This window comes from Helicobacter ganmani, from assembly GCF_003364315.1.
Lineage (GTDB): Bacteria > Campylobacterota > Campylobacteria > Campylobacterales > Helicobacteraceae > Helicobacter_D > Helicobacter_D ganmani.
On record NZ_NXLS01000006.1, the window covers coordinates 50,992 to 65,573 of the forward strand.

Consider the following 14,582-nt stretch of genomic DNA (forward strand, 5'->3'; position numbering starts at 1 on the left):
TTTTATGCCTTATTTTTGTTGTGGGCGCATTTCATCAATCCAACTTAGCAAGGACAAATCAAAATCTTTGTTGCTCCTTAGTCGGAAAAAGTCCCCGTCTTTGATGACTTCAAAGAAATGCGCAGGTGCTTCTTGGCTAAGAATCGTTTTGAGCGTTTCTTCGCGATTGCCCATATAGGCTTTGAATTTTATCATCGTTTCTGCCGCAGGGGGATTGCCACGAATCATCATTTTGGCACTCAATGCACCTTCATCAATGCCCTTGAGGCGCACTTCATTAGTGTAATAAAGATTGACAATCTCATTATATTCTACCAAATGTTCTTTGTAGCGCTCTAGCGCTTTTTCGTATTGATCTACAATACTTTGGAGGTTTTTGGGTAATTTTTCCTCTGGCTTTTCTTCTTGGTCGTGCTGGATTTTATGCACTTTGCCTTGAGAGGCTAGCAAGTAGGCATAGATTTCGTCCATTTGCTTTCTTAGGTGTCTTAAGCGGATTTTAATTTGGTCAGAGAGCATTACATAATCCAAGCGGTCGCGGCGCATAAAGGAGAATTTAGCAGGATTAAGTTCAAAGGTATTGTGTTCGCCCAAGATATTATCTACCACGAGGCTATAACGAGGATAAATTTCATTATAAGAGCGCACCTCTTTGATATAAATATAATCCGCTATAATCGTGCCTCCAAGCGTGCTATTAATGTAGGCGACTTTGGCTTCCACGCTTCCTTTTTCTAGCACATCAATCACGACGGTGTGCGCCTTGATTGCGCCGCGATGAGAGCCGATGAAGGCGGTGTCGGTTTGGATTTTGGATTTGCTATGTGTTTGCCCCTCAATGTTGAGTGCAGCTGGCTGTGCAGCAGGGGCACTTGGGGTATTAGATATATTTTCTGTTGTTTCGTCTTGTTTTTTGGGGGCAGATTGTCTAGTGTTTAATTCATCACTGATGATAAAACAAAGCGGTTTAATTTCCTTAAAGAATCCGTCTTTGCCTGCTTGAAATTTGATTCTATCTACATCTTCTCGTGCGCGGATACTCGCATCTACACTTACTGCATTGGATTTAATAGGCTTGATTGCGAGCATTTCTCCTTTGAGATTCCGTCCCACGCGTCCCGCAATGGGTTTAATGTATTCAAAAAGCTCATCGCCTTTATGCACGGCTTGCATACAGATTTTTGGCGCGAAAGCTTCGGTAGGTTTTTGCGCTTCTGCACCAAGAATCTCGGTTTGTAGCTTTTGGTGAATTTTGAGTTCCCCATCTTTCCCTTCTACGCTTGCGACGCCCGTGCCAATAGTTAGAATGGTTTTGGGAGAAATTTTACCCCTAATAAGTTCATTGATAAAAGCGTCAATTTGCGAGGTGAGCTTGCCATATTCGCGGATTCCGATGAGATAATCTTGCAATATCATCGTTTTGTAAAGTTCTTGATAGATTTCAGATTTTAGCTCTTCGTGATGTTTGATTTGATTGTTACAAAGCAAAACTGCGTGCAAAGCGGTGTTTTCGTTGGGAACAAGTTTGATTCCAAAGGTGCGCGCAGGTTTTTCGCTTTTTTTGCAAATCTCAATCTTATAAAGCTGCTTAATGTCAATATTGGCGGTAAAATTAGAATTTTTATTAAAAAGGCTAATATCATTAACGGGCTTGTATTTGTTCTCGCCCTTTTTGCTATAAAAGGTGCGGAAATCTAGTAAATAAAAGTCAATGTCTTCGCCAAAGCTTTTACGTTCTTGCAATAAAAGATTTCGCAAATTTTTAACATCATTGAAAACTTTATGTCCTTTTGATGTAAATGCCATTGTGTTTTTATTTCCTAGAATTGTTTAAAATATTTTTTCGCAAGTGCTTCAAAATTGTCCTCATCATCTAAATTGGAATCACGATAAACAAGCGGTTGTTTGCAAACTTTGCACCGCACAAATGTGCCTTCTTCTTGCATAATTTTGTGCAAGGCGTCGCAGACTTTAAACTCTTTTAAGAGGCAGAGGCAAATGTATTTGTGCCACGGCTGGTGGGCTATGTCTTCTGTTTCGGCTAGAATTTTTGTTTTTTGCTCTAAACTATAAGGAATTTCTTTGACATCGTGGAGCCTGTTGCGGTAGGATTCTATTTGTTTGTCTTCGGTTAGAATATGCGCAATGAGCCAATTATGCAAACATTCATAAAATTCCCTAGCGGTATGTTCTATATCTTCTAAATCCATTAGCAGCATAGAAAGGTTGGAAACTAGCTCACGATGACGCGTTTTGTGCTGGTTCAAAAAAGGATAGCCAATGTGCTGCATATATTTTTCTTCGTCGTTGAAATGCTCTTTGGCGCTTTCAATGACGGCATTCATTCGTGATTCTAACTCTTGAGCTTTGTTGGGAGAAGCGCTTTTGACGAATTTTTTGGTTTCTATAAGTAATTGCATAAAAGCTTTATGTTGTTCGTCTAAATGTTGATTTTTAATGCTAAATTCTTCACTCCACGCTAGCACCGCTATCCCTTTTTGATTCCTTAATGTAAAGTATTTTAAAATTATAATATTTTGCACTTTAAATTTGCTTTTATAATATAAAGTTTATTTAATTATTCAAGATTCTGTGTGCAAGGACGAATCCCCTGACTTGTTATTGTTGGGTTGGCGTTGCAATCCACACTCTTGCAAAAAGAACTGCTCACAATGGAATTTCAAGGAATTTTATGGGGACATAGACTCTATAGAATCCTTATAAAATCGTGCAAATTCTCCCTCTAAAATCGCTTCTCTTGCCTCACGTACCAAATCCAAATAAAATGCAAGATTATGAATGCTTGCAAGGCGAAAGTAGCTGATTTCGCCTGCGCGGAACAAATGATGTAAATAAGCACGGGAATGGTTTTGGCAAGTGTAGCAGGAGCATTTGGAATCTAAGGGCTGTGTGTCAAGTTTAAAGCGCGGAGATTTAATGGCAAGTTTGCCAAAATGCGTAAAAATCGTGCCGTTTCTTGCATTTCTTGTAGGCATTACGCAATCAAACATATCAACACCTCTCGCGATTCCTTCTATTATATCACGAGGCGTGCCAACACCCATTAAATAACGGGGTTTATCTTTTGGCAAAAGTGGTGTGGTAAAATCAAGCGTTGCATACATTTCTTCGTTTGGTTCGCCCACTGCTAGCCCACCAATGGCATAGCCGTCAAAATCTCCCAAACTCGTTAAATTCTTTGCGCTTGATTCTCTAAATTCTTTATCTGTGCCACCTTGCACGATTGCAAAGATGTTATTCGTTAGGATTTTGCCTGAATTAGCAGCACTTTGTTTTTTATAATTGTGGTAATCAATAGCACTTTTAGCCCATTTAGTCGTGCGGGCAATGGAATCTCTAATGCGCTCTTTGCTGGCAGGCAATCCGACTAAATCGTCTAAAATCATCATAATATCACTATTTAAATTGTATTGAATGTCTAAAACCTTTTGCGGAGAGAAAAAATGGCTAGAGCCGTCAATATGGCTTTTAAATACGATTCCGTCCTCATACAATTTCACATTAGAATTAAGGCTAAACGCTTGGAATCCGCCACTATCAGTTAGGAAGTTGCGAGGAAATTTGCTAAATGCGTGCAGCCCACCAAGTTCCCTAATCACCTCATCGTTAGGGCGCAAATAAAGATGATAAGTGTTGGCTAAAATTATTGGGGCATTGAGAGCTAAAAGGTCGCTGAAATCCAATGCCTTGACGCTCGCTTGTGTTCCAACAGGCATAAAAATCGGTGTGGGCACTTCGCCATGCGCAAGTTTTAGCACGCCTGCGCGCGCATTTTCGTCCGTCCTTTGCAAATTAAATTCCATTTTCAACCTTTTTTTGCTACATTTTCGCGAATTTTTATCATCACAAAGGGGAGTTATGCGAAAAGTGCTTTTGATTTTAGATGGAATTGTAGCAAAAGAATTCCTAAGCATATTGATGGCAAAGCATTTGGATAAAAATACTTATATTTTTGTTTCGCTTGATAAGAATCTTTTGCCCCAAAACCTCCCACAAGACCACGAATGCTTTTCGTTTGACCCAAGCTCGCCTAATAAGTTGCGCGAGATTTTAACTGCTCAAATTACAGATTGCTATATTATCACAGACAAAGCAGAAGAGCGTGAAATTATCTACCATACTTTGCGCTCTTATAGCAAAACTTTGCAAATTAGCATTTTAGGAGAGATTCCTTTGCAGGGTAATGACAAGCAGCTTTTGATGATTAGTGAAGCACTTGTGCTTAGCGGCAAGCTCTTTGAGAAGTTTCCTAATGTGCCACGTACAGCAAAATACATTGGTTTGGGACAAGGCGAGATTATGCAAATTAGCGTGCCTTTTGGAAGCCCTTATGCGTATCGTAGCGTGGGAGTGATTAAGCAAAAGAAATGGAAAATTGTTGCAATTTATCGCAGTGAAGAGTTGATTTTGCCCAAATATTCTACCACGATTCTGCCTAATGATTCTTTATTGCTCATCGGCGAACCCAATACCTTGCGAGAAATTTATCATCGGATTAAAGAGGAGTTTGGGCAGTTTCCAACACCTTTTGGGCGTGATGTGGTAATGTATTTTGATTTGTCGCATTCCAAAAACCTTGAAGAATGTATCCATCAGACATTATGGCTTTTTTCGCATTTTAAAAATAAACGTCTGCATTTATGCTTTTTCAATCCCACGAGCATAGAGGAGATTGTGTGCCTAAGAAATGATACGCGTTTAAATGGGGAACATATCTCGTGGAGTGTGGAATTTTATGAAAATTCGTTAAAAGAAATTTTGAATCGCGATAAAACAAACAAAAACATTGGTTTGATTTTGTTAGAGGGATATTTGTTTGAAAAATATAAAGGCTATTTGCTAGATTTGGGGATTCCGCTTTTGAAGTTTGGTATGCAATCTTTAGAAAAACTAACCCACAGTGTGGTTGTGTTGCCTGAAAAATTAGAAGAAGCAGAGAAAATCTCCTCTGTTGTTTTTGATTTATCAACTCAAATTGGGCTTAAGATTTTGCTTTATGACTTCAATCCCAATGAGGAAGACCACGATCAAGCTTTGGATTATTATAAACACATTGCCAAGGTGTTTGACAAAAAAATTATCATTGAGCAATCTAACGCTCAAAATCCTATTCTGTGGCTTAATCGTCAAAAACATATCTTACAGATTCTACCTTTACGCAAAGAAAATGTAAAAAAATTTTGGTTCTTTTCGTTATGTGATGTAGAAAATTTAAGCACGCATTTAACAAACCTCCCACAACTTTTTATTCCGCTTTCTGTATAGGATTTTGTTGTAAATACGATTCGCACTTACGAAGAGCAAAGCAATGAAGCAATCTAAATAAGAATCTTGCAACTGCGATAATGCGCGCCACAATGGGCGCGTTGGCTATTTAATTTTGGCTAAAATCGCATTGAAAGTCGCACTTGGACGCATAATTGCATCGCATTTATCGTCGTCTAGCTTGTAATATCCACCTAAATCTACTTTTGCACCTTGTGCGCTTAAATATTCTTGATGAATTCTCTCTTCATTCTCGCTTAATTCCTCTGCGATTCCTTTAAAAAAGTTCTGCAAAGCAGAATCGCTACTATCTCGCGCAAGAGATTGAGCAAAATAAAGTGCAAGATAGAAATGGCTTGTGCGATTGTCGTCTTCTCCTACTCTACGTGAAGGGGCTTTGTTGTTGTCTAGCCATTCGCCAATCGCATTATCAAGGTTGTTTGCTAGAATCTGTGCTTGCTTGTTGCCCGTTTTTTGAGCGTAAAATTCTAGGCTTGCCTGTAATGCTAAAAATTCACCCAAACTATCCCAGCGCAAGTGGTTTTCCTCTACAAGTTGTTCTACTTGTTTTGGTGCGCTTCCACCTGCACCTGTTTCGAACATAGAACCGCCATTTAGCATTGGCACGACAGAAAGCATTTTTGCACTTGTTCCAAGCTCTAAAATTGGAAATAAATCGGTGAGATAATCTCGCAGAACATTTCCGCTAATGGAGATTGCATCTTTGCCTGCACGAATGAGTTTGAGCGATTCTAAACACGCTTCTTTTGGAGGTAGAATCGCAATGTCTTTGCCTTTTTCTTTTAAGCGCGCCTCTACTAAATCTATCATAATTTTATTGCTTGGGCGTTTGGAATCTAGCCAGAAAATTGCCTTGTTACCTGTTAAATCTGCGCGCTCAATCCCTAAATCAATCCAATTTTGCACCGCTTCAAATTTTGCTTGATTTGCGCGATAAATATCACCTTTTTCTACTTTGTGTTCTAGCAGAGTTGTGCCTTTTTCATCTACGATTCTAAAGATTCCATCTTCTTTGGCAATGAAGGTTTTATCGTGAGAACCATATTCTTGTGCTTTTTTTGCCATTAAACCGACATTGGAGACACTACCTAGTTGGCTAGGATTGAGTGTGCCATTAGCGCGTAAATCTTCAACAACGGCTTCGTAAATTGTTGCATAAGTTTTATCAGGAATTAGCGCATTGGTGTCGCGTTCTTTTCCTTCTTTATCCCAAAGTCTTGCACCATTTTTAAGCATTGCAGGCATTGAAGCATCTACAATCACATCACTTGGAATGTGTAAATTTGTGATACCTTTGTCGGAATTTACCATAGAAAGTGGTGCGCTTTTGCTTAGGATTTCATTGTATTTTGCGAGAATCTCTTGTCTTTTAGGGCTATTTTCTGCTTTGTTTAAAAGCTCACTAACGCCATTGTTGGGATTCACGCCAAGTTGTGTTAGTTCCTCTCCAAAAGAATCAAAAAGTTCTTTAAAATACACTTGCACTGCGTGTCCAAAAATCACGGGGTCGCTGACTTTCATCATTGTCGCTTTGAGGTGAAGAGAAAGCAAAATGTTTTCATTTTTGCACATTTCAATTTGTTTGGCATAAAATTCATCTAACGCCTTCGCACTCATAAAAGTTGCGTCCAAAATCTCATTTTTGTCTAACTTCAGATTGTCTTTTAGGATTTCTATGCCTGCTTTGCCGATAAATTCAATTTTAGCTTTAGTGGCTTCTGGAACTAAAATGGCTTTTTCATTGTCAAAGAAATCTCCCTTTGGCATATAAGAAACGCGTGTTTTAGAATTCTTGTGAAACTCTACGACACGATAGGGATTTTTTTGGGCATATTCTTTGACTGCTTTTGTGCAGCGGCGGTCGGAGTTGCCTTGTCTAAGCACCGGATTTACCGCAGAACCTAAAACCTTTTGGTATTTTTCTTTGATGGCTTTTTGCGCTTCGTTTTGAGGTTCATCAGGAAAATTTGGCACATCGTAACCTTTGGCTTGTAGCTCTTTGATTGTCGCTTTTAGTTGTGGAATAGAAGCGGAAATGTTGGGTGTCTTGATGAGGTTTGCGTCGGGTTGATTAACAAGTTCGCCCAAAATTGTAAGTGCATCTTTGACTCTTTGCGATTCCTTTAGGTTTTCTGGAAATTGCGCTAAAACGCGCGCAGAGAGAGAAATATCTGAAGTCTCTACAACAATGCCGACTTTTCCTAAAAATGCTTGAACAATAGGCAAAAAGGAGTAAGTCGCGAGGGCTGGGGATTCGTCTGTTAGGGTATAGGTGATTTTCATAAAGATTCCTTTAATGTAGAATTTGTCGTTTGAGTATAACAAAGAATTGCGCAAATTTTGCTAATTTTAGTCAAGATTCTTTTTACTTTCTTGATAAAATGTGAATTGTGTTGCACTTTGTAAAGTTTGTGGTAATAATTTCGTATTTACACACTTTGTTGAAATATCAAGAAAGTTATAAATTTAAAACGCAAATTTAAAGAGTTTAAAGTATAATAATAAATTATGATTTAGATTTGACAATTTTGTCAATTAAGGAGCACAGAATGTTTCCTGTAAAAAGCAGTTTAAAATTAGTCGGTAGCGTTCTTGGAGTCGCAACAGATAAGGATTCCATTATTTGTATGGATAATTTTTATAATATCTCTACTTTTTCCAAAGAAAATAAAGTAATTGATAAAGTATTGCAACTTTCCAAAGAAGTTGAACCTTTACATCATTTTAGTAAAGCAGTTGCTATTTCCTATACGACTTCCAAAATTGCTATGGGTTTTGTCAAGGCAACCAAAGGTGTAGTGGTTACTACTACACCAGAGATTGCGCCTATTGCACAGCTTACTTGGCAAAAACTTGCAATCTCTAAAGCTGCTTTTTCTCACGAAGATGATTATTTGGCAACAGGAGGTGAAGATGGGCGCGTGTTGCTGTATTCTGCCGACAATTATCAATTGGTTTTAAGTATGCCTCCTTTGCCTGATTACATTTCTTCTATTGCGTTTAGTCAAGACGAACGGCTAGTTTTTGCGGGTTGTTTTGGCAAAAGTGCAATGATTTTTGATGTGGTAAAAAATGATTTGGTTGCCACGATTAAGACGGAATCACTGATTGAAGACGCATTTTTTTATGCAGACAATACAAGATTGTTTTGCGTAACTAAAGAGGGGCAAACTTTGATTTATGATGTGTTGGAGCAAAAGTTTATCAAAGAAAATCTCTTAAAAGGAGCGTGGCTTACACGATGTCGCCCAATTGCAGGCGAGGAATTTGCTCTTGTGGGGGCAAAGGACAAACAATTGCGCATCATTGATTTAAGCGATAATACTTTAAGTGATTCTATTGCTCTTGAACATAGTGGAATCACAACAATGAGAGTGGAGGATAACTTGCTTTATCTTGGATTTTCTGATGGAACAATAGATATTGCAGACCTCAACGAAGCCAAAGAAGAAATGCTAGAATTACTCAATAATAATGACCTTAAAGGTGCATTGGGCTTGATTCAGTCTAAAAATATCTTTTTGCAAACCTTAAAAGAGTATCGCACAAAACTAGAAACTCTTTGGAAAGAAATGCTTGCAAAAGCTATTGATTTGCTTGCAAAAGACCAACTACAAGAAGCAACTGCGGTTGTAGAGCCATTTATGCTAGACCAACGCAAGAGAGAAGAGTTTGATTATTATTGGCAGCAAAAAGAAGCGGTGGCTAAATTTATGGACGCAATTGAGGCAAAAAACTATATGGAAGCTTATAAGTTAGTTGAACAAAATGCGTATCTAAAAGAAACAGTGGCTTATGCTAAGCTAGAAGAAACTTGGGAAAAATCTTTTGAAGTCTCTAAGAGATTGCTTTTCCAAGATCCTCAAGGCAATTTAGTCAAAGCGCAAGACTTGTTGCGTCCCTTTGTAACGGTTAAATCTAAAAAAGATGTGGCAATGACATTGCTTAGAAATAGCGATAAATTCGTGCAAGCCGATAAAGAATATAAGGCAAAAAATTTTGTAGAATATTTTAAACTATGCGATAGATTGCCTTTTTTGAAAGAAACTTTGATTTATAGAAGTGCAATGCTCATTGGAGACCAGATTGCACAACGTGTAAATGCTTGCGAGAATCAAAACGATTACACAAAAGCATTAGAGATTTGCAAACTGCTTGCTTCTATGTCACCCTTTAAAACGCTTGCAGACGAAAAGGCTAAGACGATTCAGATTAAACTAGATTTTGCACAAGCCTGCAAAGAGCGTAAATTAGCTGACGCATTTAAAATGGCGGAAACTTACTTTGAATTACGTTCTATGCCAGAATACAAAAAGCTTTATGATGACTTTAAAAGATATGAGAAGATTGCCTTTGGGTTTGCTGCAACAGGTAATGGAAAGGCAACTTTGGATAATTTAAAAGATTATCTTTATATTGAATATTGGCGCGATAAAATCGCTGCAATTTTAAAGATTGCTTATCTCTCCGAGTTTATGCTTAATGCGCCCGGCAAAGAGGGCGCACAACCAGACATTTGCTGGAAAGAGACTTTTCAATATTATATTGAAAGATATGGCAAAGATGAGGAGATTAAAAAGTTAGCAAATGAAATCGGATTGCAAGATGTGTTAGATAGCATTCCTTTTGATGGAAATCCCAAAGGCTATTTGACAACAATTGTAGCAGATTCCTTGTTGTGTATTGATAATCAACCTTTGCACCAACACGAAGAAAATGACAAAGAAGAACAATAGCCAAAAATGGAATCTCACACTTTAAAATCGCGCTACAAAACAAAACAAATTGCAGTAGGTGATGTCCTAGTGGGTGGAGATGCACCTATTTCTGTGCAGAGTATGACTTATAGTAAAACAGCCGATTTGCAAGCAACAAAGAAGCAAATTGATTGTTTGCAGCTTGCAGGGTGTGATATTGTGCGTGTGGCAGTGAGCGATGAAGAGGACGCAAAGGCATTAAAAGCACTTAAAAGTATGATTTCTATTCCTTTGGTTGCAGACATTCATTTTCGCTATAAATTCGCCCTTGTTGCGGCAGAATCGGTAGATTGTGTGCGCATTAATCCGGGAAATATTGGCTCAAAAGATAAAATCAAAGCAGTCGTCAATGCGTGTCAAGAGCATAGAATCCCGATTCGGATTGGTGTGAATGCGGGCAGTTTGGAAAAGCCCTTTGAAGTCAAATATGGCGCGACACCCAAAGGAATGGTAGAATCTGCATTATACAATATTAAGCTTTTGGAGGATTTTGGCTTTACAAATCTCAAAATTTCCCTTAAGGCAAGTGATGTAGAGCGCACAATGAGTGCATACCGTATGTTGCGTCCCTTGGTAGAATACCCTTTCCATTTGGGCGTTACAGAAGCAGGGGATTTGGAGTCTTCTATGATTAAAAGCTCCATAGCACTTGGTGGATTGCTTATGGAGGGGATTGGCGATACGATGCGCGTATCCATTACAGGCGAGCTAGAAAAAGAGATTGAAGTTGCGCGCGGAATTCTGCGTTATTGTGGGAGACAAAAAGAGGGAATTACTTATATTTCGTGTCCTACTTGTGGGCGTTTGCAGGCAGATTTAGTGCCGATTTTGAAAGAGTTAAAAGAGCGAATGCCCAAGATTAAAACGCCTATGCAAATTTCTGTTATGGGTTGTGCGGTCAATGCCTTAGGAGAGGCTAAACATGCAGATGTGGCGATTGCCTTTGGCAGTGGCGATGGATTGGTGATTAAGCACGGCGAAATTGTGGGCAAATATAAACAAGAAGAATTGATTGATGTTTTTATTAAAGAAGTAGTAGAGACAGAAAAAGAGATTGCTAGAGGTCTTGAACAATAAGATTCCTCGTCAAGCTTCTTTTGCGCATTGGATTTATAACGTTTGTATTTGCATAGGTAATTCCCAAAGAGGCAGGAAAATTGCAAGAGCTAACCACAAAACCAAAGCACCCAAAGCAAGGACCATAAGAGGCTCAATTAAGGCAAGCAAAGTTTCGCTATGTGTGGCGAGTTCTTCTTGATGTAGCTCAAGGAGAACTTCTAGGGATTCTAAAAACCCTTCTTCGTTTTGCGCTCCACAGAGTAATTGAACGCTTAGATTATCTAAAATACCACTTGCACTAAAGGCTTGTGCGATGGGGATTCCTCGCACAATCGCTTCAAAAATTCTTTCGGTTTTTTGCTTAATTTCTGCATTGCTAAGTGCTTTAGATGAAATGTCTAATGCAGTTTGTAAAGGCACTTTGCTCTTGTAAAGCCAAAAGAAACTAAGTAAAAATTGAGAAAGTTGATAATAATGCAATACCGCTCCTAAATAAGGAATCTTAAGCCATAGTTTATCCATAAAACATCTAAACTTTTGAGAGGTTTTGTAGAATCTGTAAGTAAAAAATGCGATTCCACAGAGGCTAAGGAGGCTAAAGTAGCCATAGTCTAGCACGAGTGTGCGCATAAAAAGCAGACTTTTGCTCACAAGCGGTAAAGGCGCGTTGATATTTGCAAACAAAACTTCAAATTGAGGCAAAACAAATAAGGTAATACCTAGAAATACAATTACCATTATGAAGCTAACCAAAAGCGGATAAAGCAAAATTTTGGTCAAAAGCTTGCGATTCTTGTGCGCATTTTTGAGTTCAATGAGAATAAATTCTATGGCTTGTCCTAACATATCGGCTTTTTGTCCGATTTCTAGCATAGAACAAATAAAATCTGAAAATCCTGCTTCTTTAAAGCTAAGCGAAAGGGATTTACCAGAATTAAGCGCAAAGAGTGCTTTGGCAAATTGCGCACTAAGAAAAGGATTTTTAGTATGCGTTTGGAGATTTTCTAAAAGCAAATTTAAAGGCAAATGCGCTTTAAGCCCGAGTTTAAGCTCGTAAAAAGCACTTAAAATTTCTTTTGTTTTAGGGGTTTGAAAGGCAAACAATTTGTCTTTTAGGCTAGATTGTGGCGTGATTTTGAGAACAAAAAGATGTTGTGATTGGAGTTTATTTTCTAATTCACTTTGCGTTTTGACATTGTAGATTTTTGTTTGAATCTTGCCTTTTTGTTTGTATTGGACTCGGAATTTTGGCATTTATTTAACCACACGATAAACTTCACGCATATCCGTGACTCCATTTGCAATTAATTGATGAGCCTTTTGTTCTAATGTGAAATTTGGTGTTTGTTTCTCAAGTCTTTTTAAAAATTCTAGTTTGCTTATCCGATGATGAATGAAATCTTCTAAATCCTTACTAGCAAGCACAATTTCAGCAATTGCGATTCTGCCTAAATATCCCGTGTGATTGCATAATTCGCAGCCTGATGTATCTTGTGGATTTAGCTTGGCGCACTTGCAGAGTTTGCGTAAAAGTCGCTGTGCGAGGATTCCACTAAGGGATTGTGCAATAAAATGCGGCTCTAATCCCATATCTTTTAGGCGCACAATTGTATCCAATGCGTCGTTTGTGTGTAGTGTAGCAAAAACCAAATGTCCTGTAAAAGCGGCTTGAATTGCGATTTGCAGACTTTCTTTGTCGCGCACTTCTCCTAGTATAATCACATCTGGGTCTTGGCGCAGGACATTGCGTAAGACATTTGCAAAGCTGACATTTTGGCTCATTGCCACTTGATTAATATGTGGCAAGCGATATTCCACAGGGTCTTCAAGTGTGATAATTTTGAGATTCCGCTCTTTTAAGATGTTTAGGATTCCATACATTGTGGTACTTTTGCCGCTACCCGTAGGTCCTGTAATGAGCACAAGCCCATAGGGTAAGTTAAAAAGTGATTGGATTTGTGTTAATTCTATCTCTCCAAAGCCTAAAGATTCTAAAGGCAAAAGAGTTTTGTGCTTATCTAAAATTCTAAGCACGATAGATTCTCCCTCAACTAAAGGCAAAGTAGAGACACGAAAGTCAAAGATACGAGGAAATCTATCAGAATGTAATAACTCTAGCTCAAATCGTCCATCTTGCGGGAGTTTGGATTCTGTCAAATTCAAGTGGGATAGCAGCTTAATGCTTGCGCTTAAAGGAGCAAAAAGCCATAACTCAAATGTGAAACATTCTACCAATACGCCATCAATTCGGAATCGTACGCGCATAGAGTCAAAATCGCGTTCAAAATGCACATCACTTGCGTTTTTGGATACTGCAATTTGTAGCATTAGTTGCACTAGGCTTTGAATGCTTGAATCTTTTTCTTTGGATTCTTGATAAATTTCTTGTTGGATTTTCTTAAGTAGTTTTTGGAGCTGTTCTTCTTGCTCTAGCCACGCAAGTGTTTTCTTGAAATCGTCCAAGCCAATTTCGCCAAACTCTAAAATATAATCTTGAAAAAGACTTTGAATGGTGTCTTTGTGAGGATTATTGGAGGGGTTTAGCAAAGCAATTTCTAATGTATTTGGAGGAATCTCTTGTGCAATAATTGCGTTAAAATGTCGCATTTGTTTCACGCTAAGACGCAGTGCGGAATCCCTATGAATTTCTTGAATGCTCCAATGTTTTTGCGAATTTTGAGTAATCAAATTTTTTGCCCTTGTTGCATTTGTTTTAAAAGATTTGTTAAATTTTCGTTATTGTTTTGCCGCAAAAAGTTTTGTAAAATCAAAATGGCTTCCTCTGGATTCCCCTCCAAATAAGTGCTTTTAGCAAAGATTTCCCAACTTTCAGAGTCTTTTGGATTTGCAAGGTTTGCGCGCAGGGCTAAATTTTTGGCACGTGTGTAGTTTTGACTATCCATTGCCGCTCTTGCCTGCATAATTGGGTTTTGCATAGATTTTTGATTTTGCGCAATGGAAACGGAATCTTTTGTCGTGCTAGTAAGCTTGAATTTCGGTTTGTTGGAGGCTTGATAGTTAGGAATCGCATTAGAATAATTTTGCAAAGCAAGCGTAGAATCTCGTGTATAATTTGGTTTTTTAGGCTCTAAATTCAAATATTTTGTGGCAACCCAACCCTCTTGAGTGTGCAAAAATCCATTATATGTTTCAAAATATTCACATATTTTAGAATTTTGTTGTAACTGATGAATAATTTTTGCTTCCAAACTCGGAGCATTGCGGACATTTAATGTGCTAGATTGCACAAAAAAGCATAATTTATTTTGTTTGCTTGGAGTGGTTCTTGAATCTTGTATGGCTTTAAATTCCCCAAAGCTTCCTACTAAGATAAGCATAATTCCTCCCAATGCGCACAATAAAGCAGTTTTTATCATCTTTGCTCCTTATATTTTAGAATTTATTGGATAAATGCTTGACTTTTGCTTGAATATGCAGTAATTTTTAGATAATTAAACT

Annotated in this window: 10 protein-coding genes; 3 read left to right on the plus strand and 7 right to left on the minus strand. The window is 38.2% G+C overall.

Annotated features, from left to right (window positions below):
- Positions 1-9: 9 nt before the first annotated feature.
- The 3 genes from CQA43_RS06440 to tgt form a co-directional block, all read right to left on the minus strand.
- Positions 10-1,806 (minus strand): flagellar assembly protein A, encoded by a 1,797-nt coding sequence (locus CQA43_RS06440; RefSeq protein WP_115551799.1) that lies wholly within the window; start codon positions 1,804-1,806, stop codon positions 10-12.
- 14 nt (positions 1,807-1,820) lie between these two features.
- Entirely contained in the window at positions 1,821-2,486 is a 666-nt protein-coding gene (locus CQA43_RS06445) for a bacteriohemerythrin (protein ID WP_181881650.1), read from the minus strand.
- A gap of 204 nt (positions 2,487-2,690) precedes the next feature.
- Positions 2,691-3,824, minus strand: coding sequence for a tRNA guanosine(34) transglycosylase Tgt (tgt, locus tag CQA43_RS06450; RefSeq protein WP_115551801.1), 1,134 nt, complete (start codon positions 3,822-3,824; stop codon positions 2,691-2,693).
- A 55-nt stretch (positions 3,825-3,879) separates the two neighbouring features.
- Here tgt and CQA43_RS06455 point away from each other — a divergent pair, with 55 nt between their 5' ends.
- Positions 3,880-5,286, plus strand: a complete 1,407-nt coding sequence (locus tag CQA43_RS06455) for a TrkA C-terminal domain-containing protein (protein WP_115551802.1) — start codon at positions 3,880-3,882, stop codon at positions 5,284-5,286.
- Between the two features lie 105 nt (positions 5,287-5,391).
- Here the strand turns inward: CQA43_RS06455 and CQA43_RS06460 are convergent, their stop codons facing one another.
- Positions 5,392-7,590 carry an NADP-dependent isocitrate dehydrogenase gene (locus tag CQA43_RS06460; RefSeq protein WP_115551803.1) on the minus strand — a complete coding sequence of 733 codons (2,199 nt, stop codon included), beginning with the start codon at positions 7,588-7,590 and terminating at the stop codon, positions 5,392-5,394.
- A 266-nt stretch (positions 7,591-7,856) separates the two neighbouring features.
- On the opposite strand from CQA43_RS06460, the gene CQA43_RS06465 reads away from it, so the two are divergent.
- Together CQA43_RS06465 and ispG are read left to right on the plus strand one after the other, a co-directional pair.
- Positions 7,857-10,043 (plus strand): WD40 repeat domain-containing protein, encoded by a 2,187-nt coding sequence (locus CQA43_RS06465; protein ID WP_115551804.1) that lies wholly within the window; start codon positions 7,857-7,859, stop codon positions 10,041-10,043.
- Between the two features lie 6 nt (positions 10,044-10,049).
- A complete protein-coding gene (ispG, locus tag CQA43_RS06470; RefSeq protein WP_115551805.1) occupies positions 10,050-11,141 on the plus strand; it encodes a flavodoxin-dependent (E)-4-hydroxy-3-methylbut-2-enyl-diphosphate synthase in 1,092 nt (363 codons plus the stop codon).
- A 33-nt stretch (positions 11,142-11,174) separates the two neighbouring features.
- Here the strand turns inward: ispG and CQA43_RS06475 are convergent, their stop codons facing one another.
- Genes CQA43_RS06475 through CQA43_RS06485 form a run of 3 tightly spaced genes read right to left on the minus strand, consistent with a single transcriptional unit; the run spans position 11,175 to position 14,500 of the window.
- The gene (locus CQA43_RS06475) at positions 11,175-12,377 is read right to left on the minus strand and encodes a type II secretion system F family protein (RefSeq protein WP_115551806.1); all 1,203 of its coding nucleotides are present in this window, start codon (positions 12,375-12,377) and stop codon (positions 11,175-11,177) included.
- Positions 12,378-13,811, minus strand: a complete 1,434-nt coding sequence (locus tag CQA43_RS06480) for a GspE/PulE family protein (RefSeq protein ID WP_245944250.1) — start codon at positions 13,809-13,811, stop codon at positions 12,378-12,380.
- The gene (locus tag CQA43_RS06485; protein ID WP_115551807.1) at positions 13,808-14,500 is read right to left on the minus strand and encodes a hypothetical protein; all 693 of its coding nucleotides are present in this window, start codon (positions 14,498-14,500) and stop codon (positions 13,808-13,810) included. Before CQA43_RS06485 ends, CQA43_RS06480 begins: the two co-directional genes overlap by 4 nt.
- Positions 14,501-14,582 lie beyond the last annotated feature (82 nt).